The organism is Leptospira ainazelensis (assembly GCF_016918785.1).
GTDB lineage: Bacteria > Spirochaetota > Leptospiria > Leptospirales > Leptospiraceae > Leptospira > Leptospira ainazelensis.
On record NZ_JAFFPT010000025.1, the window covers coordinates 269,433 to 291,405 of the forward strand.

General features: G+C 43.3%; 20 protein-coding genes and 1 pseudogene. 10 read left to right on the forward strand and 11 right to left on the reverse strand.

What is annotated here, in order from left to right:
* Positions 1 to 10: 10 nt before the first annotated feature.
* From dnaK to hrcA, 3 genes are read right to left on the reverse strand one after another with little or no spacing between them, the layout of a single operon-like run.
* Positions 11 to 1,942: a molecular chaperone DnaK gene (gene dnaK / locus JWG44_RS07445; protein ID WP_205274318.1), complete on the reverse strand. Its 1,932-nt coding sequence runs from the start codon at positions 1,940 to 1,942 to the stop codon at positions 11 to 13.
* 34 nt (positions 1,943 to 1,976) lie between these two features.
* Positions 1,977 to 2,615, reverse strand: coding sequence for a nucleotide exchange factor GrpE (gene grpE, locus JWG44_RS07450; protein ID WP_205274319.1), 639 nt, complete (start codon positions 2,613 to 2,615; stop codon positions 1,977 to 1,979).
* Between the two features lie 14 nt (positions 2,616 to 2,629).
* Positions 2,630 to 3,658 carry a heat-inducible transcriptional repressor HrcA gene (gene hrcA / locus JWG44_RS07455; RefSeq protein ID WP_205274320.1) on the reverse strand — a complete coding sequence of 343 codons (1,029 nt, stop codon included), beginning with the start codon at positions 3,656 to 3,658 and terminating at the stop codon, positions 2,630 to 2,632.
* 791 nt (positions 3,659 to 4,449) lie between these two features.
* Between hrcA and JWG44_RS07460 the strand changes: the two genes are divergently transcribed.
* A complete protein-coding gene (locus JWG44_RS07460) occupies positions 4,450 to 6,258 on the forward strand; it encodes a penicillin-binding protein (RefSeq protein WP_205274321.1) in 1,809 nt (602 codons plus the stop codon).
* A gap of 119 nt (positions 6,259 to 6,377) precedes the next feature.
* A pseudogene (locus JWG44_RS07465) lies at positions 6,378 to 8,186 on the forward strand (motility associated factor glycosyltransferase family protein); the annotation flags it as partial.
* Positions 8,187 to 8,211: 25 nt separating this feature from the next.
* On the opposite strand, the gene JWG44_RS07470 reads toward JWG44_RS07465, so the two are convergent.
* Both JWG44_RS07470 and JWG44_RS07475 read right to left on the reverse strand, forming a co-directional pair.
* Positions 8,212 to 8,634 carry a hypothetical protein gene (locus JWG44_RS07470; RefSeq protein WP_205274323.1) on the reverse strand — a complete coding sequence of 141 codons (423 nt, stop codon included), beginning with the start codon at positions 8,632 to 8,634 and terminating at the stop codon, positions 8,212 to 8,214.
* 124 nt (positions 8,635 to 8,758) lie between these two features.
* Positions 8,759 to 9,427, reverse strand: a complete 669-nt coding sequence (locus JWG44_RS07475; protein WP_205274324.1) for a hypothetical protein — start codon at positions 9,425 to 9,427, stop codon at positions 8,759 to 8,761.
* A 200-nt stretch (positions 9,428 to 9,627) separates the two neighbouring features.
* Between JWG44_RS07475 and JWG44_RS07480 the strand changes: the two genes are divergently transcribed.
* From JWG44_RS07480 to JWG44_RS07490, 3 genes are all read left to right on the forward strand, one after another.
* Complete coding sequence (locus tag JWG44_RS07480) at positions 9,628 to 10,011, forward strand: phasin-related domain-containing protein (RefSeq protein ID WP_205274325.1); 384 nt, start codon at positions 9,628 to 9,630, stop codon at positions 10,009 to 10,011.
* A 108-nt stretch (positions 10,012 to 10,119) separates the two neighbouring features.
* Positions 10,120 to 10,926 carry a hypothetical protein gene (locus tag JWG44_RS07485; RefSeq protein ID WP_205274326.1) on the forward strand — a complete coding sequence of 269 codons (807 nt, stop codon included), beginning with the start codon at positions 10,120 to 10,122 and terminating at the stop codon, positions 10,924 to 10,926.
* Positions 10,927 to 10,945: 19 nt separating this feature from the next.
* Entirely contained in the window at positions 10,946 to 11,731 is a 786-nt protein-coding gene (locus tag JWG44_RS07490) for a glycerophosphodiester phosphodiesterase (protein WP_205274327.1), read from the forward strand.
* A gap of 29 nt (positions 11,732 to 11,760) precedes the next feature.
* Here JWG44_RS07490 and JWG44_RS07495 read toward each other — a convergent pair whose 3' ends face one another.
* Entirely contained in the window at positions 11,761 to 12,270 is a 510-nt protein-coding gene (locus tag JWG44_RS07495; protein WP_205274328.1) for a DUF1564 domain-containing protein, read from the reverse strand.
* Between the two features lie 213 nt (positions 12,271 to 12,483).
* Here JWG44_RS07495 and JWG44_RS07500 point away from each other — a divergent pair, with 213 nt between their 5' ends.
* Complete coding sequence (locus JWG44_RS07500) at positions 12,484 to 13,533, forward strand: alpha/beta hydrolase (RefSeq protein WP_205274329.1); 1,050 nt, start codon at positions 12,484 to 12,486, stop codon at positions 13,531 to 13,533.
* 3 nt (positions 13,534 to 13,536) lie between these two features.
* Here the strand turns inward: JWG44_RS07500 and JWG44_RS07505 are convergent, their stop codons facing one another.
* On the reverse strand, positions 13,537 to 13,968 hold the full coding sequence (locus JWG44_RS07505; RefSeq protein WP_205274330.1) for an SET domain-containing protein: 432 nt from the start codon (positions 13,966 to 13,968) through the stop codon (positions 13,537 to 13,539).
* A 545-nt stretch (positions 13,969 to 14,513) separates the two neighbouring features.
* On the opposite strand from JWG44_RS07505, the gene JWG44_RS07510 reads away from it, so the two are divergent.
* Genes JWG44_RS07510 through JWG44_RS07520 form a run of 3 tightly spaced genes read left to right on the forward strand, consistent with a single transcriptional unit; the run spans position 14,514 to position 15,725 of the window.
* Positions 14,514 to 15,002, forward strand: coding sequence for an RNA pyrophosphohydrolase (locus JWG44_RS07510; RefSeq protein WP_205274331.1), 489 nt, complete (start codon positions 14,514 to 14,516; stop codon positions 15,000 to 15,002).
* Positions 14,999 to 15,454 carry a globin domain-containing protein gene (locus JWG44_RS07515; protein ID WP_205274332.1) on the forward strand — a complete coding sequence of 152 codons (456 nt, stop codon included), beginning with the start codon at positions 14,999 to 15,001 and terminating at the stop codon, positions 15,452 to 15,454. The genes JWG44_RS07510 and JWG44_RS07515 overlap by 4 nt, the downstream gene beginning before the upstream one ends.
* Positions 15,438 to 15,725: an acylphosphatase gene (locus JWG44_RS07520; RefSeq protein WP_205274333.1), complete on the forward strand. Its 288-nt coding sequence runs from the start codon at positions 15,438 to 15,440 to the stop codon at positions 15,723 to 15,725. Before JWG44_RS07515 ends, JWG44_RS07520 begins: the two co-directional genes overlap by 17 nt.
* A 3-nt stretch (positions 15,726 to 15,728) precedes the next feature.
* On the opposite strand, the gene JWG44_RS07525 is transcribed toward JWG44_RS07520, so the two are convergent.
* Positions 15,729 to 17,351: an exonuclease gene (locus JWG44_RS07525; RefSeq protein ID WP_408611902.1), complete on the reverse strand. Its 1,623-nt coding sequence runs from the start codon at positions 17,349 to 17,351 to the stop codon at positions 15,729 to 15,731.
* A 255-nt stretch (positions 17,352 to 17,606) separates the two neighbouring features.
* Between JWG44_RS07525 and JWG44_RS07530 the strand changes: the two genes are divergently transcribed.
* Complete coding sequence (locus JWG44_RS07530; protein ID WP_205274335.1) at positions 17,607 to 18,623, forward strand: aldo/keto reductase; 1,017 nt, start codon at positions 17,607 to 17,609, stop codon at positions 18,621 to 18,623.
* On the opposite strand, the gene JWG44_RS07535 is transcribed toward JWG44_RS07530, so the two are convergent.
* Genes JWG44_RS07535 through JWG44_RS07545 form a run of 3 tightly spaced genes read right to left on the reverse strand, consistent with a single transcriptional unit; the run spans position 18,608 to position 21,927 of the window.
* Positions 18,608 to 19,321 (reverse strand): potassium channel family protein, encoded by a 714-nt coding sequence (locus JWG44_RS07535; protein WP_205274336.1) that lies wholly within the window; start codon positions 19,319 to 19,321, stop codon positions 18,608 to 18,610. The two genes, JWG44_RS07530 and JWG44_RS07535, sit on opposite strands and share 16 nt — an antisense overlap.
* Positions 19,322 to 19,333: 12 nt before the next feature.
* Positions 19,334 to 21,133, reverse strand: coding sequence for a TrkH family potassium uptake protein (locus tag JWG44_RS07540; protein WP_205274337.1), 1,800 nt, complete (start codon positions 21,131 to 21,133; stop codon positions 19,334 to 19,336).
* Positions 21,133 to 21,927, reverse strand: a complete 795-nt coding sequence (locus JWG44_RS07545; RefSeq protein ID WP_205274338.1) for a hypothetical protein — start codon at positions 21,925 to 21,927, stop codon at positions 21,133 to 21,135. The genes JWG44_RS07540 and JWG44_RS07545 overlap by 1 nt, the downstream gene beginning before the upstream one ends.
* Between the last annotated feature and the right edge of the window lie 46 nt (positions 21,928 to 21,973).

A 21,973-nucleotide genomic window follows, 5' to 3' on the forward strand; every position in this document is an offset into this window, starting at 1 on the left:
CTCAAAGTTTTTACTTTTTCTCATCATCCACTACAGTATAATCTGCGTCGACGACCTTTTCCCCGTTGTTGGCGGAATTGTCTCCAGCGCCTGCTCCGGGTCCTGCAGAAGCGCCCGGTTGTTCGCCGCCGGGAGCTCCTTGAGAATAAATCTTCGTAGCAATCTCGGAAGCAATTTTGGAGATCGATTCTTTTGCAGATTCGATTCTCGCCTTGTCATTGCTTTCGATCGCTTCACGAGCTCGTTTGATTTCGTCGGTCGCGAGTTGCTTCTCGTTCTCCGCGATTTTATCTCCGGCTTCGTTAACGGTTTTTTCCAAAGAATAAGCAAGGGTGTCTAACTCATTCTTCGCTTCGATCACTTCTCTTTGAGCCTTGTCCGCTGCGGCGTGAGCTTCGGCGTCCTTGACCATCTTTTGAATTTCGTCTTCGGACAATCCGGAAGAGGATTCGATACGAATCTTTTGTTCCTTGCTCGTTCCAAGATCTTTTGCCGATACGTGGACGATTCCGTTTGCGTCGATATCGAAAGTAACTTCGATTTGAGGAACTCCTCTCGGCGCCGGTGGAATTCCGATCAGATCAAAACGACCGAGGGTTCTGTTTGCGGAAGCCATTTCTCTTTCTCCTTGGAGAACGTGAATGGAAACCGCAGACTGATTGTCCGCAGCAGTCGAGAACACTTGCGATTTTTTCGTAGGAATCGTTGTGTTTCTTTCGATCAGCTTGGTCATCACTCCGCCGAGAGTTTCGATCCCAAGAGAAAGAGGAGTTACATCGAGAAGAAGAACGTCTGAAACTTCTCCGGCTAACACCCCGCCTTGGATCGCGGCGCCTACGGCAACGACTTCGTCCGGGTTTACGGATTTATTCGGTTCTCTTCCGAAGATCTGTTTTACCAGTTCTTGAACCGCAGGAATTCGAATCGATCCACCCACGAGAATTACTTCGTCGATTTCGGAAGCTTTGAGTCCAGCGTCGCGAAGAGCGTTTTCACAAGGAATTCTTGTACGATCCACAAGCGACTTAGTAAGTTGATCAAACTTCGCTCTGGAAAGAGTCATGTCCAAATGTTTTGGACCGGACGCATCCGCAGTGATAAACGGAAGATTGATCTGTGTAGACATCGTTCCGGAAAGTTCGATCTTCGCTTTTTCAGCGGCTTCTTTCAATCTTTGTACGGTGTTTTTATCCGCAGCGATGTCGATTCCGGTTTGATTCTTAAATTCGGAAATCATCCATTCCATGATCGCCATGTCGAAGTCGTCGCCGCCGAGGTGAGTATCTCCGTTTGTGGACTTTACTTCGAAAACTCCGTCGGCGAGTTCGAGAATCGAAATATCAAAAGTTCCTCCGCCAAGGTCGTACACGGCGATTTTAGAATTTACATTCTTCTTATCAAATCCGTATGCGAGGGCCGCGGCGGTCGGTTCGTTGATGATTCTTTCCACGTCTAACCCGGCGATTCTTCCGGCGTCTTTGGTCGCTTGACGTTGTTCGTCATTGAAATACGCCGGAACCGTAACTACGGCTTTCGTAACTTTGTGGCCGAGATAGTCTTCCGCGGTTTGTTTCATCTTCATGAGAACACGCGCGGAAATTTCTTGAGGAGTGAATTCTCCGGCGGAGGTTTCAAACTTTACGCCTTCGTTTCCGGAACGAACCACTTTGTAGGAAACGTGTTTCATTTCGGATTCGCACTCGCTCAGTCTGCGTCCGATAAAACGTTTCGCAGAGCGTACCGTATTTGCCGCATTGGTGATCGCTTGGTTTTTGGCGAATTGCCCGACCAGAGTTTCTCCTTTTGCGGTAAATGCTACGATAGAAGGAGTCGTTCTCGCTCCTTCAGAGTTTTGAATAACGACTGGATCTCCACCTTCCATAACGGAAACGACCGAGTTTGTGGTACCTAAGTCGATTCCTATGATTTTTTCTTTGGACATTGTTGTGCTCCTTTATACTTCCCTGAGATTCTAATTATGCCTTCGGTTTTCCGATTCGAACCCTTGCAGGTCGAAGCGCAAACTTCTCTTCGTTTTCTTTGTAGAAGTAACCGGGTTGATATACTTCAATCACGGTTTCTTCCGAGTATTGATCGCCTTCTTCCGAAGAAAGGGCTTCCATCGACATAGGATCAAAGGATTCTCCTTTCGGATCAAAACGAACTACATTCGATTTTTCTAATATGGAATAGAATTCCTTTAAGACCATCGCAACTCCGTCTACGAAAGGTTTTAATTCTTCCGAAGTCGTTTGAGTCGTCGCCACACGTTCCAAGTTGTCGATCGGGTTTAAGAATCCGGCGACAAGGGATTTTACGGCTTCCTTCCGGATCGATCCGAATTCTTGTGCGGAACGTCTTTTAAAGTTTTGAAACTCCGCTCTTTCTCTCGCCCAGGAATCCTTTAAGGATTCGACTTCCTTTTTTGCGGTTTCTAATTCAATTTGGAGCGTAATTTCCGGTTCTACGGCTTCGGTCTGCTCCGTTGATTGTGTTGATTCTTCAGGATTCATGTTCTCTACTTTAGTTTCCTCTAATGTTACTGTTTGAGAATTTTTCTCGTAGGCCTTTTCTTCTTTGGAAGATTTGTTTTCAGCGTTCGTGTTTTCGGCCATAGAATCTTCTCCTATCATTTACTAATGCGCGTTACCATCTCCGATACCAGCTTGGAAGTGAAATCAACAAGCGGAAGGGCTTTGTTATAATCCATTCTCTGCGGTCCGATGATTCCGAGCGCTCCTATCTTTTTTTCTCCCATTTTATAGTTGGAAGTTATAATCGAAACGCCGGACATAAACTGATCTCCGTCTTTTCCGATGATCGTATAAACTCCGTCCTGATCGATATGTCCGGAGAAGAATCCTCGTAAGAATCCTTGATCGTCCAAAAGAGAAAGAACTTGTGAAAGTTGTTCTTCCTCGTCCCTGAAATTCGAATAAAGATTCTTAAATCCGTCGATATACAGAGTTACCTCGGAATTATCCGGGGTCATCGCCGACGAGATTAACGGAGCGATTCTTGTAAAATCTTCCGGTCCGTCTCTATGGATCATCAATTTCGGAACCACAGTATTCTGAATTTCGAATATATCGTATCCACGCAGATTCTCGTTCAGATATTTCGAGATCTGATAGAGGGCTTCCTGCGAATAATTTTGATCCACGAAAAAGTTTCTGTTAAGAACGGTTCCAGATCTCATTACGAGAATCATAAGAATTTCGTCTCCATGAACGTGGATGAGTTCCAAATGTTTCAGCGTATCCAAGTTTTTCGCGGGACCGATTACGATTCCCGCCGCGTTGGACAAGGAAGAAAGGACCGAGGCTGTAGCTTTGAGGATCTGATCCAATTTAAACTGCATCTTCAGGTATTCTTCCTGGATTCTTTGTTTTTCTTTGAGTGTTAGTTCATACATTGTCACGAGGGAATCGACGTACAATCGATATCCGCTTTCCGTAGGAATTCTTCCTCCGGATGTATGTCGAGAAGCAAGATAACCGAAATCTTCTAAGTCTTTTAGAACGGATCGAATCGATGCCGGAGAAAGTCCGATATCGTGTTTATCAAAAAGAGTCTTCGAACCTACGGGACGATTCTCCAAGATAAACTCGTCTACAAGGGCTTTTAGAATTCTTTTATGACGGTCAGAAAGATCCATGCTTCTTCTTTAGCACTCTGAATGTTAGAGTGCTAATCCATAGAATAAGTTTCCGAATTTGGGATAAAAATGTCAAGGAAGAAAGTCTTCCAGTGGCTTTTGGGCGTAAAAATCGAATTTTTTTTAGCAATCTGCCGGGAAGAGTGCGCGAAAAAAGAAGGGTTCTTGAGAAGATTTTAGAGAGAAAGGATGCGAAGAGTCGAGTGCGCGTCTTTCTGGGCATTTTTCAGAATTCCTGAAAAAAGGGAGGAGGCGGTCGGAAGTTCGACGCAGAGTTTGATTTAGGAGAGCGCGCCTGACTCAATCCGAGAAAGGTTTTGGATCCGTTTTCCCGAGGACTCGCGGAGTTCAGGAGGAGAAAAGGCCCGAGTTTTCCGAGAAATTGAGTAAACTATAGAACCTTGAAAGGTACAAACCTGGGAAAGCTCGACCCTTGAGAGGGATCGTTTGTGCGAAAGAGGGAACGCGTAAGGTTTCTATGAATTTTGTAGGAACTCCTTCGAATTATTTCCAGAAGGATTTTCTTTGAAAAGGGCGCCCGTTCCAGCGAAGGGGCGATTTGGGACGAAATTCCGACCAGAATCCCCAACTTTCACCAAAGACATCGGACTTTTTCCCTCAAAAACCAGACACATAGGAGTTCCTACATTTCCCGAATCCAGGCCTCTGTTTCACGAAAACAGAAAAAAATCCTATATGCCAAATGATATCTTAGAATCCCGTAGAATTCCTTCCGTTGGAAAACAACACTTTCCCAAATTCGCCGATCCGTCGATCTTTACTAAAAGAGAATGAATTCCCGCAAAACCCGGCTCACCATCCTATTTACCTTTATCTGTCTTCTTTTTTTGATTCTTGTGGGGAGAGTTGTCTTTCTCACATTTTTGAACGAAAGAGAGGTCGTCCTCAAAACCGGAGATCGGGTTATGAGAGGAACGATCTATGATCGCCGAGGAATAGAACTCGCGATGACCGTAGATTCCGCAACGATCGGAATTTATCCCGCGAACATCTACGATCCGAATTTTACCGCAGTTCAACTCGCGCCTTATCTCGAAATGTCTCCCGAAAAAATCGAAGCGATGATCCGGGAGAAAAGCCGTTACTTTCTTCTCAAGCGGGAAATCGACGAAACTCTTGGAAACAAGATCATGGATCTTTCTCTTCCCGGCGTAAGAAGAGAAAAAGAATACAAACGGGTTTATCCGCACGGAAATCTCGCTTCGAGTCTTGTAGGGTTTACGGGAATGGACGACGATCGTGCGCTCTCCGGTTTGGAAGTGCAATACAACCAAGATCTTATGACTCCAACGGAATCGGATTCTTCAAGAGGAAGTAATTTGCATCTTACGATCGACGGTTTGATTCAATACAAACTCGAAAAAGCGCTTGGCAAACGTTTCGAAGAAACCGGATCCAAAAAGGCGATCGGGATTCTTATGGAAATCAATACGGGAAGAATTTTGGCCTCCGCTTCTTTTCCGGCGTTCGATCCGAACCAATACAACGAATCCGGAGAAGATTCGCATACGAACTGGGCGATCCGTCACGTCTACGAACCCGGTTCCACGATGAAAATTTTCTTGGCTTCCATTCTATTCAATGAAAATCTAATACGTCCCGATGAAAAGTTTCATTGTCCCGGTTATATAGAACTCGGCAAAACAAAAATCAAATGTACGGACGCGCACGGACATCTGAACTTGGAGGAGATTCTTCAATACTCTTGCAACGTGGGAATCATCAAAGCGTCTCAGAGAATTCCCGAGCCTCTCCTTTACGATTATATGAAGAAGTTTCAGTTCGGAGAAAAGACTGGATTCTTACCGAACGAATCGGTCGGTTACTTTCCTCTTTTGAAAAAATGGACTCCGGCGACGACGATGTTTATGGCGATCGGACAAGGAGTTTCTGTGACTCCGATTCAATTGGTGGCTTCCGCAGCTTCGGTCGTCAATGGAGGAAGAATGTTGACTCCGAGAGTAGTTTCACACTTCAGCGATTCTTACGGAGAAATTCTTCACGAATTCAAAACACAGGAAACTCCGATCGGAATCCGAGAATACACGACAGAAAGAATTTTGAGAGCGATGACCCGAGTCGTTCAATCCGGAACCGGTAAGAATGCTTACATACAGGAATATTCCATCGCGGGAAAAACCGGAACCGGACAAAAGGCAGTATCAGGAAAAGGTTATGTAGAAGGACTTTGGTCCGCATCCTTTCTCGGATTTTTTCCGGCGGAACGTCCGAAAGTCGTGGGTTTGATTCTTTTTGACGAACCGAAAGGCGGGACTCACTCGGGAGGAGGACTCGCGGCTCCGGTTTTCAAAGAAGTCGTCGAAAACATCATCCCGATCATAGAACAAGGGGAAAAGACGCTTAACGTTTCTCTCAAACGTTTTCAAAGAAAGAATTCGAAAGTTGTAGAACCGGGAGAAATCCCCGATCTCGTAGGAAAGAGCAAAAGAGAGGTTTTGGAAATTTTGAGACCTCTGGGCGTTCCCGTAAAATTTCACGGAAGCGGATTTTGTTATCAGCAAGAACCGAGCGCCGGAGAAAAAATCGGGGACGGAAGACTGAATTTGTATTTTAAATAAATGGAATATTCTATTTTACACAAATGAATTTATTCGCAGACGATTCCATTCTTCAGAAAAATCTGAAAACCTTGTCTACGATTTCTCCGGGGATTGAAGAACGAATTCTTCAATCCGACCAAAAACTGGAAATCAAAACTTCCAAAACGGGACTTCCGATTTTGGTGGCGGACGGGGTTTCGCTTCACAGCGCGATCGATCCGATCACCGAATCCAAACGTCTTCTTGAAGGATTGAAAAAAGAAGACGAGGAAAGGGTCTTTCTTTTTTTCGGAGCGGGAATCGGCTATTCCATACAAGAAAGTCTGAAGTTGAAGAACGTGATTACGGTTTGGATGGAAGCGGATGCGTCCGTCTTGCGTTATGCGCTTTCTTTTTTTGATTATTCGGAATTTTTAATGTCCGGTGCGCTTCGAATTTTACTTTCTCCGATTCTCGAACAGGATCTCTACTCCGCGTTTCGGGGAATTTCCGGCTTTCCGATCAGCTTTATCGCACATCGAGGAAGCAATCAATGGAAAAAAGAATCTTATGAAGAATTGAGATTTATCGCGGAGGGATTTTTTCACAAAAAGGACGTGAACATCTCCACACTCACTCGTTTTGAAAGAATCTGGACTCGCAACTTTATCACCAATCTTCCCGCGTTTTCCAAGATGAAACCTATCAAACACTTGTTTGGAATCTGCGAAGGCAAAGTGGACGTTCTTGTTTGTGGAGCGGGACCGTCGCTTCTTCTTTCCTTGGAAGAGGTTCGCAGTTTCAAAGAACGTTATGTAATCATTGCCGTTGACACTGCTCTGATGGTTCTCTGGAACGCAGGGATCGATCCCGACTTGGTTTTTTCCGTCGATCCGCAAGCCCTCAATTCCAAATATCTGGAAGGATATTCCGGAAAGGCCAAGATCGTTTTCGATCCTACTTCTTCGTATCATTCTCTTCGTTTGCCCGGAGAATTTAAACACGGTTTTTTTACTTCTTCTCCGTTTCCGCTGATCAAAATTCTTTCGTCCAAACCGGAAGAGGAAATCGGAATCGTCGATTTCGGAGGATCGGTTTCGACTAACGCGGTCAGTCTTGCTGAAAAGATGGAAGCGAGGAATATCCTTTTACTCGGACAGGATCTTTCCTTTCCGAACAAACTTGCCCACTGCAAGGGCGCCGTTTTAGAAGAAAGACTCAATCATATAGAATCCAGAAAACTCCGAAGGGAATATCACAATCACAAACAGATGACCGCGCTTCCGGTCAAACAAACGTCTTCCTTAAAAGGAGGAACCGTTCGAACCAACGAAAAACTTCTGATCTTTAAAAAATGGTTCGAAGAACATCCTAAAAAGAATTCCTGGTTCAATCTCGGAAAAGACGGGGTTGTGCTGGAAGGAATTCCCAATACGGATTTTTCGGAATATATTCAAAAAAACGAATGTGATTCTAAGATCGTACGATTGGTTCGCGATCGGATTGAGGAACTTTGTGAACGGAGCGGAACAAAAACTAACGCGTTTTCGGCAACCGATTCACGTTTTCAGGAAAGAATTCTTTCCGAACTGATGAATCTTTCCGGTCAGCTCAAAACGTTTTCCAAAAAGGTCCAAAAGGGAAGAATTCTTTCAGATCGTTTGTATTCTCAGATCCGATCCGAAGATCGTTTTAAGGACCAGATTCTCAAAAGTTTGAAAGAAATGGATCAGATCGACGAGGAAGTTTCTTCCAGAAAAGGACTTACCGAAATTTTGGGAATGAGCATCCAAAGAACGGTTCTTATGATTACGGAAGGTTATGAAGGCGGTTTGACCTTGGAAGAAAAGAAAAACGAAAGACTCGGAATCGCAAAAAAAAGCCTTCTTTTGTATCAAGGACTGGAAGAAGCCTGTAATCTACATTCTAAACTCATTTCAAAAACGATCGTAAGACTTTCCGGTTGATTCCGTTGCTGCTTCGTGAATTCAATCAACGGATCCGAGTAAATTCGAAACAATTATCCGGGTCGCTATCGTCGGCGGCTCCTAAGATCGAGAACTTTTGACCTCTTTGATTGCTATTGATGATCCACCAATGCGCCCAGTCCAGAATCCAGGGGGCTGATAAATTCTCAGGATCGGGTTTTAGAATTTTGATTTTTAGGTCGGATCCCTCGATTTTCCATAGGCCTCTTTGAATTTGAGGTTTTGAATTTTGAGAACGTTCGATCGTCTGAATAAAAGTTCCATTGACATTGAGATCCAGAACAACTCTTGTTTTTTGATAGTCGGCGAAGTATTCCCAAGAACCCGCTAAGTCCTTTCGGGTTACTTTTTCATTCGTGGGTTCGGGAAGAAATGCCGGACCACATTGCAAGAAGAATGAACAGAGAAAGAGAAAAATTAGTTTCATGGAAGTGCAGAATGTGGGACGATTTTGTAGATCGTCAATTCAATCTGCCATCAGCCGTGACCCAGGATATAATTCGTTTCTTATGATTCTTCTCAAATTCTATCTTTATGAGAATGGGTTTGGGTTAAGGTGTGAGATCGAATAGATATTCCAATACGGAGTTGTCTCCTCCGTAAAGATTGTAGTTATTTCTTCTCGCCTGGGCCCGTTCTACCGGAGTATGCCAGAGCGTATTTTGGCCGACCGGACTGTAGTGGATATTGGACTCGTGAGCTTTTCCGTTCACGAATAAACCGGCATTCTGAGATGTTACATAAAAGTTGAATTCATCTTTTTCCTTTGCTATAAACTCGACGATCAATGCCTGTCCGTCGATTTCAGTATTGTTAAATCCATCGATGAAGAATTCCAGATAAGCCAAATAACGTTTTCCGATTTCGGTTTGAAACTTAGGTAGATTGTCCTCAACGAATAACAAAGGCACGGTTTCACTTGTTTCCTTGTCCCTAATATAAACGAGAATCCCACCTCCGGCCATCCATTCGTCTCCTTTTAGAGTCAGGGATTTTGGATTCGTAGAATTGGGAGCGCAGGGAAGAGTAACGCCGTTTTCATCAATTTCACGAACCGTAGTAAAGGATCGACCGTCCGCGGCGGAAGGAGAAATCGAGACAATCTGCGGGAGCAGCGCCGGGAGAATCGTCAGATCCGCTTTCTCCGACTGAGAACAATGAATCGTCACTACCGACAAGATTAAAAAGATCACACTGGATGGAATGGATTTGTGACTCATCGTATTTGCCTATGTCTTTCTTTTTTGCGGAATCACTGGGATTCCTTTCTGAATTTATATAATCCCTGAGCTGTAGAATGTTTTCAAAAAAGCTTTAATTTACGAAAATTTTTTCTTTTTTCGGTTGACGGAAATTGTGCGGCGCAATACAAAAGGATTGTGCGATGCACAAAAGAATCGATCTCAAGGAGAAAAATCGAATGGAAAAGCAAATTTTAGATGTTCTGAATGCGGGTCTTGGACTCATCAAAGCTGGTCAAGAAGGTCTGGGTAAAGCGAAAGCTGATCTCGAAAAAACCTATTTGGAGCTTGTTACGAAAGGAGCTTCCGACAATTCCGAAGCGACTGTCAAAATTCGCGAGACTGTTGATAAAGTTCTCAACGACATCAAAGAAGTGTCTTCTGTAGCCGGAAAAAACTACGAAGAAACCAGATCTAAGATCATCGAAAACTACAACAAAATCACCGAAGAGATCAAAAACAAAATCCCTGAAGGCCAAATTGAAGCCGTAAAAGCTAAAATTAACGAAGTGGCTGAAGCGATCAAAACCACTACTTCCGGAAAAGCTCCCGCTTCTAAATAAGAATCGAGTTCCCATTTCCCTCTCGGGCGGGATGAAACCCGCCTGAACCCTTTCTTCACTTCTTTCCTTTCTTGACAATCCTCTCTCTTTAGATACACTTTCTCACCTATGAGTAAGCATTACAGGCGGATCCCCTTTTTATTCTTTATAAGCTTTCTTTTATCCTTTCAAAATTTATTTTCACAAAACATCGTTCCCGTTTCTCCGAATTCTTCTGAAAATCAAGAAGAGGATTTAAAGATCGGAGATTCTCAGACAAACTCAAAAACTAAAGAAACAAAACTCTCTCAAAAAGAAATTCGAATGAAGAAGAAGTTTTTCGTGGGAGGTATTTACTTTCCAAGTTACGGCTCCGGTATTCTCGGATGGAACGTTTCGGAGAAAGTCTCGATCGGAATCCAATACTACCAAAATTCGAAAAACGTGAATGGGGATTTCGATACTAGATATTCTCACTTTTTAGGTTATGGAATGGTGAGACAATCCGACCGGGAATCCAAAACCGCCGGAGGAGGAATCTTTCTAAATTATTTCTTATGGGATTCTTCCGTATATATTCCCTTCCTTGTAGGAGGGGAATTTATGAGAAACACAAGACACGACCAATTTATCGATTCTACCGGAGTTCAATCGTATCGAAACGAAAGGGTCAACTTCGACTATGGTCCTCGATATTATGCCGGAACCGGAATCGGTATTCGTCATCAGTTCGAGTCCGGATTCTTCTTTGGATTCGAGATCGTAGTGCGAACCTTCGGTCGTTATCATAAAAACGTTTCTCTCAATACTTTAGAATACGGAAATCGTCCCGCTACGATCGAAGACTTTTGGATTCGAAAAGAAGAATTGAAAAGGGATCACGCCGGTAAAGTTTACGACGCCGGTTTTGACTTCGCAGTCGGGATCGCTTTCTAAAAATTCGGAAAGGGGATCGATGATCGAAAAAATAAAAAATCGAAGGGATCTGAAAAAACCTCTTGTTTTTGCCCATAGAGGATTGAGCGGGAAGTATCCCGAAAATACGATGATCGCCTTTCGAAAGGCGATCGATGCCGATGCGGATCTCATCGAACTGGATGTGACTCTTTCCGAAGATAGAAAAGTTGTGGTGATTCACGACGACGATCTGGATCGAACTACGAAATTGGTCGGAAGCGTTCGAAACTTCGATTCTGAAATATTAAACGAATTGGACGCGGGGTCTTGGTTTTCTAAAAAATTTAGGAAAGAAAAAATTCCGCTTCTAAAAGACGTCTTACGTTTGATCCGGAAGTCTAAGACGGATTTGAACATCGAGATCAAATCGACTGGGATGGACTTTCCTCTGCGAGAGGATTCGATCGAAAAAATAGTTTTGGATCTGGTTCGGAAAAATCGAATCGAAGAAAGAATCGTGATTTCTTCTTTTTCCTGGGAATGTCTGGAAAGAATCCGAAATCTTAATTCTAAGATCAAACTCGGAGTTCTTGTCGGCGATGAAAGCGCCGGCGTGGAAGAGGCGATCGTTTTTGCTGAGAAGATAAAGGCTTGGAGCATTCATCCTTCCAGAGAAGGCGCGAACGAGGTGAATCTAAAACGAATTCGAGAGAAGAATTTTCTGTGCGTCGTTTATACGGTGAATGAAATCGAAGAGATGAAACGTTTTTTGGATCGAGGTGCGGACGGTCTTTTTACGAATTTTGCGGAAGACATGAGGAGGCTTCTGAAGAAAGTGTATTAGGAAATTCTGTTGTATTCTAAGGATCTTTTTTAGGATGTCGGAATTTTCAGGGGGTTCGGCTCGAGCCTTAGAGTCCTCGAGACCCTCCTCTGGGTCGGTTCTATTTGCCAGATAAAGCTGTAGACCCTGGGGGGCGTGGGTGGTCCCACCCAGAACTTTCTCAGCGAATCGCCGACTTCGGAGGATTCAAGATACAAAAGAAAATTCACGAGAAAACAACGCGAAACACCGTGCGCTTCCGCCAATACCCCCAAGAGAAGCCAATCCCGGGTTTTCATTCTTACGTTGACCCTTCTTAGTTTTCCGACATCCCTCTGGTATTTTCTTTTCCCGGCTTTCGAATTCAATCTCCTCATAGACGAAATATACGTGGAATATTTTCCCACAAGAGATCTAATTTTTTTAGGAAGAATTTTTCTTTCTTCCTTTGTCAAATTCTTGAGGTAAACCTCCGGAATCAAAATCGTCTCGACATCGGATTGAAATTCCCCGATCTTAGAAGTAATTTTGGGTTCTCTCTGAAAAATGAATTTCCTCATATCCAAAACGGTTCTTCTTTTGATTCAAAGGATCTGCATTTTCAAAAAAAAATTACGTTTTTGCATCAAATGGACACAAAAATCCTTCTAAGAAGTATTGTTAAGAATACGGAACGACTCGATTCTCCCTTTCGAAGTTGAATTGTAACTTAGCCGTAATTCTTATCCAACAAAGATCTGTCAAATTTTCAACTTAGGATCAAAAAAGTTATTATGAATCATTTTTTCTCGGCGCTTCGTTTCGCACTCAATACAAAAAACAATTCTTCCAAGGGAATTCAGGAAGAAGAGTTTAGTCTCTCCCTCGGAAAAGAAAAAGTAGGAATTCTTAAATTCTTTCCACAAACTAAAAAACCGTTTAAGGGTACGATACTCGCGATCAACGGAATGGCTCATCTTGGAAACCAAGATCCTCGTTTCAAGGCGGTTTGTCGCGGAATGGCGTCTTGCGGATTTTTGGTTTTTTCTCCGCAGATGCAGGAGATCAGCGAGTTTAAAATTCGTCTTGAGAGTATCGAAAAAATCAAAGGTCTGATTCTAAATCTTTCCTCCAATCCTGAATATTGTCCGGATGGAAGAATCTCTTTGTTCGCGCCTTCCTTCTCCGCGAGTATGGGATTGATTGCGGCTGCGACGCCGGCGATCGAGGAAAGAGTCAAATCCATCTGCACGATCGGAGCTTATGGAAACGTCCAAACCACTCTCGAATATCTTATGTCCGCGGAAGGATCGGACGAATACGGAAGAATGATTCTTCTTTGGAATTTCGTTCATTTCGGAATTGGGGAGAATGAAGAAGTAAGAAAGGCGCTTCACGCGAGTATCTTGGACGGAAGTTTTCTTCGAGAAACCCCGGAACTTCCAAAAGTGTTGGAAAGTATTCAACCTGCGAATCGTGAAATTTTTAGAAAACTCAAAGAAGATCGAGACTTTCGAGCTGAGATCTGGGATCGAATCGTACAAAATGCAGGACCGTTTCGGTCCTTTTTACAAGACCTTCAGGTTTACAATAAGTTGGAAGATTTGAGAGCTCACGTCGCTCTCATTCATGGAGTGGAGGATAACGTAGTTCCCGCATCCGAATCCTCTCTGATCTTAGAAAGATTGTTGGAAAGGGATCTTCCCTCAAATCGATCGAAGTTGGTTTTAACTCCTCTGATCTCTCATGGAGATATCGGAATCACCTTAAAAACCCTTCCCTCGATGTTTCAGCTCTTGAACGGCTTCGCGTTTTTCTTTAAACACGCAGCCGCGAAAAGTTAGAAGTTAGTTCCTTTCCACCGGATCTATATCCGTATTGATCCAATATTCGTCTCCGTAGTCGAAGAACAATTCTTCTCCTGCCTTCACTTTGCGGATGGCTTCGAAACGCGCCGTTTTCCAACGAACCGATACGACTAACTTTACGTTCGGTTTTGTACTGTGATTCATAAAACGTGTATAATTGCTTTCTTTGCCTTCTCCGTAGATCCAATGATCCTTACAGATCCAGAGCAGATATTTCGATTCGCAGTATTTGGAAGAATTGGCGGTTCGATCCGTCAGAACCCTTCCGGTGTAGTATCCGATGGTATCGCCTTTATTGACGTTCTCTTTTGGGAACAATCCCATTCCGATTCCGGGAATCGAAGACGACTTAATTTCAAAATCCTTTTCCTTAAAGATACGGGAACGCGAAGACTTTTTACGTAATTGCATTTTTGAGACTCAAACTCCTAAAAAGAAAAGGATACTTATGAGTATCATTCCCAAGGGAGTATAAAATTTGCAACTGAATTCTTAAAGCCTCATTCAAAACCCATCTCCGTTCCTATAAAACTTTTGAATCACAAAGAATTCGGAACGGATTCGATTATCCTATTTAGAAAAGGTAGGATATTCTCTTAGTATCCTAGACTTTTCCTTTTAGAACCGAATCCATTCGAGAGAGCCAGCCTTTGATTCGGCCTTTTGTTACCCATTCTCGCGAATCAAGAATGTAGTCCATTGGCGATCATTCAATATAAAAGAAGAAATCGAAGTTTTCAAAAACGGAACCGAAGTAAATCAGAATTACATTCATAAAATTTAAAGTATGGAGAATCCTTATCGGGACTTGAGTCATTGGTATCTTGTCTTCCTTCTATAAGTTAGGAGAAACAAAGAGTTCAAAATATTCTTCTTAAAGTCCGGGTCGATAAACTTAGTTTTGGGCCTCTTTAAAACTTCTTGTCATTTGAATGGGAGGGCGGAAGCCTATTCTTATGGAAAAACCTTATAGAAAAAATGTCGGGATGGTCGTGTTCAATTCCCGAGGAGAGGTTTTGGTTGGTGAAAGGCTCAATTTCCTCGGTTCCTGGCAATTTCCCCAGGGTGGTATCGACGAGGATGAAAATCCGGAAGCCGCCGCGCTTCGTGAGTTACACGAAGAGGTCGGGATCGATTCCGGGAAGATCGTTTCCGAATATCCGGATTGGATCCCTTATGATTTCCCGGAGAATCTTCCTCTCAATCGTCATCTTCAGAAATACAGAGGTCAACTTCAGAAATGGTATCTCATTTTTTGGAACGGAGAAGCCGCCGATTGTAACTTGGATATTCACGAAAGGGAATTCGAATCAGTTCGTTTTATTCCCTTAGAAAACACTTTGGAAACGGTAGTTCCGTTTAAAAAGGATGTATATTATAAAATCGTAAAGTACTTCGGACCGAAGATCCGTTCCTTTTTGGAGAAGGCAAAGACGACATTATGACGGAAGAAAGATCTTTTTACGTTCCCCCCGGCGGACCACCCGGTCCGGTTCCCGGTCTTCAGCTTGTCTTTAACGTCGTGGGAGAAGTATCTCTTCGAAAGTTGGTTTCCGATTTTTACGATCAGATTCCGCAGAGCCCGATCGCTTTTATGTTTCCGGAGAATGTGGAAGAGAGCAAAACGAAATCGGCTGATTTTTTGATTCAAGTGACCGGAGGCCCTCCTTATTATTCTCAAAATTACGGTCCTCCTCGTATGAGAGCGCGTCATCTTCCTTTTCCCATCGACGAAAAAGCGAGAAGGGTTTGGCTTTCTTGTTATCGGAAGGCCTTGGACGGTTGGGATGCGGATTCTTCGCAAAAGGAAATCCTCTGGAGTTTTCTGAAAGACTTTTCGGGATGGATGGTGAATTTGGAAAACAAAACGGAGGAGTCGAATGGCGTCCAAGAATAACGTAAGGGCAAAAATTCTAGTTCGAGGTAAGGTGCAGGGAGTGGGCTTTCGCTATTATATTCTCCAGCGAGCGCAAGAATGTAGACTCAGCGGTTTCACTCAAAATCTTCCCGGTGGAGAAGTGGAAACCGTCGTCGAAGGCGATAGGATTTTTATCGAAGATCTTTACAAAGCGATTCAGAGAGGCCCCAAAGGCTCCGAGGTAAAAGAAGCTTTGATTACTTGGGAAGAAGCGAAAGGACATTTTCGAACTTTCGAAATCAAAAAATAATTTCTATTTTCCCTTTCTCGCGGTTGCCGTACTCGGAGATCGTTCGCCGTTTGATTTTGAAACGTTCTCCTCTTTGACTTCTGTTACGGAAGGATCCGTCTCAGTCTCGATGAGCCATTCCGCACGGATTTTATCCAATTGTTTTTTTCGATTTTCCTTATACGCGATTTCACGCGAAAGCTGTTCGAACTGAGTGATCGACTCTTCGTGTTCTAAAGAGGATTCCAATAAGCCGAAGGCTCCTAAGAAGCTGAGAACTTTCGAAAACCAAGAAAGGTTTTCCTTATAACAGAAGTATTTGAGTTTTGCAAGGGCTTCTCTAAAATCGCTCTTTCTGAATGAAGCCGCGAGTTCGTTCTTTTCCTTTTTTAAAAGAAAAAGAAAACTTTTCAAAAGTTCCTTTTTAAAGGAATACTTTTCGGTCATCGATTGGATCAGATTTAGGATCGTATCCTCTTTTTTCTGGCAGATACAAGTCACCCGTTTCCCTTTTTCGTACCAATCGCAAGAGATACAATCCGGATCCCTTTTTAGATTGTCTACGATCGAATAGGAGAATTCCTTATCCTCGTCCAAATTGATGATTACAAACTGAGAGAGTGCGTCGTTTTTCATCGACATCATCGTCTTTAACATTTTGATCGATCTTAATTCTTCCGCGGAAGCCTTTAAGTTTTTTAGATGATCGTGTTTGCGGGATATGTAATTCGCGAGAATTAAGAAGTCTTTAAACGTTTCCGGAATGAGACCGCCTAAACTTTCGCCGATGATCTTCAACTCTTCCGAAACGAATTTTTCTTCCAAACTCGAAATCGAGCCGGAATAATTTAAGTCGATCACGATTTCTTTTCTATGTTCGGTAATCAAATCCCAGACGGTTTTGTATTTTTCTTTCAGACGTTTCGAGAATTGGTTGAGATAATAACTTTTGAGAATGTCGAACGCCTTTCCCGAGAGTTCGTCGGTGACGTGAAAAAGACCGGTTGTCTGAGTCACCGCGATATATTCGTTTTCGTGAATGGTTTCAAAAATGATCTGGATCGAATCCTTGACGACTTCCTCTTTTAGAAGTTCCTTAAACGTAAACGAAAATATCCACTTTTTGATATCGAAAGAATCCCTTACAAAGGTGGAAGCGGTTCCGGATATCAAGTATTCAAAAATGGAAATCAATTCGCTGATCTGAAACGGCTCGCATCCGAGGATATAATTTTGGATCGCAAAGGAGGACTTGCTCAAACTGTTGAGATAAATTTCTTTTAAGTTCTCGCGATTGGAAGGTTTGAATTGTTTTTCCGAAATAAAACAGATACAGATCGTTAGCTGGCTCGTTTCCGGAAGGAACTTAAACTCGGGAAACGCAAAGATCAGATTTAGATCCGAAAGTTTTTTGAGGGTATTTACATAGATCGGCTTGGAACCTTCGTCTTTCCATACTTTCAAAATTTTCCCCGAGAAAAATCCTTCCAAGGTCGTATGGTTTCGGATTTGGTAGAGGAGTTCGATTTCTTTCGGATTTAAAAAAATCGCCTCTTGATCGGTCGCTTCCGCCTCGTTCCGAAGATACAGATAGGAAGGCATGAGGTTTTCATATTTCTCATGGTCGTATAGAGTCTCTTTATCCAAACCTGCTACCTCGCCGGAAGAATTTCAAATCGAAGTGAAGAGATTTTACACTACATATAAATCGAGAATAGCAAAAAAAAACCGTTCCATGAATTTATGTTTCATTTGGAGTTTTTTTTAATGCGACAATTTTTTCTAAAACACATTCCAAAATTCTCAAAGATCGAAAATTAGGAAAGAATATCCGGAACTCGATAAGAGTTGCATTGGCTTTTAAAAAACGAATTCTTGGTTCTGTATACTGGGGGACGATACTTGAAAAAAAGAAGATTGGGTAAATCAGGAATGGTGGTTTCCGAAATCTGCATGGGGACGATGACGTTCGGTTCCACTTGCGACGAAAAGGAAGCGTTTCGTATTTTGGATCGAGCATTCGACGCGGGAATCGACTTTTACGATACCGCGGAAATTTACCCGGTCCCGCCTGACGCGAGTTATGTGTATGAAACCGAGAAAATTTTCGGAAAATGGCTTAAAACGAAATCGAGGGACTCCATTTTGATCGCAACCAAGGTTTGTGGTCCCGGACACGGTTGGTTTTCTCCTCCGGTGCGCGAGGGGAAAACCGCGCTGGATCGAAGGCATATTCGAGTCGCGATCGAAGGAAGTCTCAAACGTCTCGGAACCGATTTTGTGGATCTTTATCAATCTCACTGGCCCGATCACGATTTCGGATACGAGGAAACTCTCGAAGTTCTAACCGAACTCGTTCAAGAGGGAAAGGTTCGGTATATCGGCAACAGCAATGAAACCGCTTGGGGAATGATGAAAAGTCTTTCAGTTTCCGAAAAGTTCGGTTTATCACGTTATGAGTCCATTCAAAATAATTTTAGTATTCTCAATCGAAGATTCGAAGACGCGTTATCCGATATCTGTCGCAGAGAAGGTGTGAGTTTGCTTCCGTATTCTCCGCTCGCGGGCGGTGTTCTTTCGGGAAAATACAATTCTCCAAATCCTCCCCAGAACGCCCGATTCAGCCGTTATATCAATTCCGGCGAAAGACAAAGAAAGATGGCGAATCGATTTTTGAACGAAGGAACCTTGGCTTCGACCGAGAAATTGTTAAAAGTCGCCGAGACCGCCGGGATGTCTTTGACGGTCCTTGCAGTTGCCTGGTCGAAACAACACGACTACGTCGCCTCCACGATTGTAGGTGCGAATACCGTGGGGCAATTGGATGAAATTCTAAAAGCTCAAAACGTGATCTTAACCGAAGACATTCTCAAAAAGATAGACGAAGTTTCCAAAGAGATTCCTTACCCGATGGGATAAGCGGTAGTGAACTTTTTGATACTCTCCGAAGTTCCGAATAAAATCAGGATTTCTTTCTCTTGGAAAACCGTTCCGGATTCCGGGAGAAAGATCGCTCCTTCTTGTTGATCGTTTTCATCCGATTCCGCTTTTCGAATCGCCACAAGATTAAGCTCGTATTTTTCTCTAAGCCCTAAGTCTTTTAGTTTTTTTCCGAAGAGGTGGGGGGAAATTTTCACTTCAAAAAGACTATACTCTTCGCTTAACAAAGTCGCCTTTTTTACTCCTTGATAGCTGAGTTGTTCCGCCATCGAGGCCGCCGCCCTCTCTTCAGGATTGAAAAGATTTTCGATCCCGATCATCTGTAAAATCTTCCGATTGATCTCGGAATGATACCGTATATGCAGAGATTCTAATTTCATTTCTTTGAGATGATAAGCGGTCGTAATTAAGGATTCGAAGTTCTCGGCCAATGCGACCACGATATCGTCCATGTCATCAAGATCCAGTTCTTCCAAGGATTGTCTGTTGCTCGTGTCCACACAAACCGCGAGAGCGCAGTGATCTTTGATCTCTTCGATCGCCTTGATGTCCTTGTCGACCGCGGTAACTTCGTGGCCGTTCTCGTTTAAGTAGATCACGAGAGATTTTCCGAATTCTCCCAAACCGATCACTGCGATTCGTTTTTTAAGGGTTTTGTTTTTTCTTTTTACGGCCATAAAATCCTGCCTTTATCCGACGATAATCGATTCTTCCGGAAATCTAAGTCCGGATTTTTTTTTCTTCGGAACCAATGCGATAAGAATGGTCAACATGCCGACTCTTCCTCCGAACATCATCATACAAATCATCAGTTTTCCCGGAGAAGTCAGACTCGGAGTGATTCCTCTGGAAAGTCCCGCAGTTCCGAACGCGGAAACAACTTCATAACACAAATCTAAGAATTCGAATTTTTCAGTACACGTTAAAACGAATATTCCGAAAAAGATCAGGAAGAGTGAGATTAAGATTCCCGCGGAAGCTCTCGAAACCGAACCCGGCGAAATTCTTCTTCCGAAAATTTCCACTTCTTCTTTTCCGCGGATATGATTGAAAAGATGAAGACCGGAAACCGCAAGAGTTGTGGTTTTGATCCCACCTCCGGTAGAATTGGGAGAGGCGCCCACCCACATAAGAAAGAGCGAAACAAAAACCATGGGCATTCCCATATTAGAAATACTCAATGTGTTAAAACCCGCGGTTCGTGTACTGATCGAATAGAATAAGGAATGAAAGAGTTTATCGGTTTCGCTAAGACCCGCGAGAGTGATTTCGTATTCTAAGATAAAATAGGAAAACCAGCCGAGTAGAATCAATATCGTCGATACGGTAAGAATGAGTTTTGCTCCGAGTTCCATCCTCTTCGGTCGTTTGCCCGTATTGAATAACCAACGGATCAGGTGATTAACGGTGGGAAAACCGAGACCGCCTAACACGATCAAGACCATCACAACCGATAAGAATTTTCTTTGATCAAACATCCAATCCGTTTCAAAACCCTGAGGGAATACCGAAAAACCCGCGTTACAGAACGAACTCACCGCGTGAAAAAGGGAAAAAAAAATCCGATCTTTCAAAGCGGTTTGCAAAACATCCGGATACCAGAAAAAAATCAACACGGCTCCGATCCCCTCGATGAGGAACGTCTGAATCGCGACCTGTTTTAAAATAAAAGAAACCCTTCCCACCGTTTCCTGACTAAAAAGATCTTTGATCAGAAGTTTGTTGGTAACGCTGACCTGACCCGCTAAAAAGATCGCGAAAAAAACCGTAAGCGTCATCAGTCCCAAGCCGCCGATCTGAATCAAAATCATAAGAATCGTTTGACCGCTTCCGGTGAGTTGACTCGCGACGTTGATCGTACTCAGACCCGTTACGCACACCGCGCTGACGACGGTGAAAAAAACGTCGATCGTCGGAATCGAAGTTGCCTGCGCTCTGGGAAGAGAAAGAGCTAAAGTTCCGAAGAGGATGAGGATGGCGAAACTTCCCGCGATTACGAGAGACGGGCTGATTTGTCTGTAGTTAAGAAGATCGGTTTTGCGAATCAGACGGGAAAAATTACTAAACAACAAAAAGATCTGACTCAAAGAAAGAAAGGTCAAACTCGCGTCTTCGCCGCTTAAAGAATTGAAGGTAAGCAAAACGTAAATTTCCTTGCTGACGAGTTCTTGAAAAACTAGAAGAAAGATGACGATCACTTCCGTTTTGTGGGCAACTATGTATTCCCTAAAACTACCGAGAACCAAAAGAAAGGAAAGAGCTTCGTAGATAACGAGAGAAATTACGATTCCGTTTACGAAAAGTCGAATCCAGTGAGTCCATTCGTGCGGATAATAAAAACCGTAGATAAGAATCAAAAGACCGAGGGAAATTAAACCGCAGAATAAATAATAAATTCTTAATATAGGTTGAACGGATTCGTGATAAAAAACCGCGGCGTTATGACGCGATCTTAAGAATACTTCGAAAGTTTCCCGAAGCGGATTCATTAAAAAGTGATATTAAAGAGTCTGATATCGATTTTGTATTCTCTTCCCGGAAAAACGGAAGCCGAGGCTCCGGCGATCGGAATCGGGACGGAGTTACCAAAACCAAGAGAGTCCGGAGACGTCGGTTCCACCGGAGGAGAAGCAGGTTCGTTTTCTTTTTTTGTCGCTTCCAAGTCCTTCATATCCTTCCAAGCGTTTGCAAACGCGAGACTTGTGCCAAAGGTGAAGATAAAGACCGAACCTCCGAAGGTTTTTTGAAACTTACTGACTCCCCCGAATTTCGGAGAAGAAGCGATTGCATAACCGAGACCGAGTGTGATCGGAAGAGTCATGAAAAAAATGATCGAAAATCTTCTCATGGTCGTTTCCGTATATTTTTCTTCTTCCATGATTTGGTTCTGTCTTTTTTTTCTTTCGGATTGTTGGGCTTGTCTCTGGAGAATCGCTTCGACATTGATCTGACCGGTGAGAGGGTTTACGAGATTTTCTTGTCCGCGTTCCACGTTCGGATTTGTGGTTCTTCTTAAACCCCCGGTGCCGGTGGTGGTGGAGAAAGGAAGTTCGAACGGAACTTGAGCGTTTTTCGGAGAAACAAGGACCGGTTTTTTAATCGCGGGAGGAATTGTGTATTCTTGATAACCTTCCCGGTTAGGAGTATCTTTATAATTTCGAAGATTGAAGTCGTACGGATCCGCAAAGTCGCTCTGGCTCTGGGAATACAATCCTGTCAGGTTTGCGACGGAAAGAATCAGAAGAATGGCCGTTAACTTACGGATGTCCTGGAATCTGGTCATGGCCTTTCCTCTACAATCTGCCGCAGGCAGGTCGAGGCAAGAATTT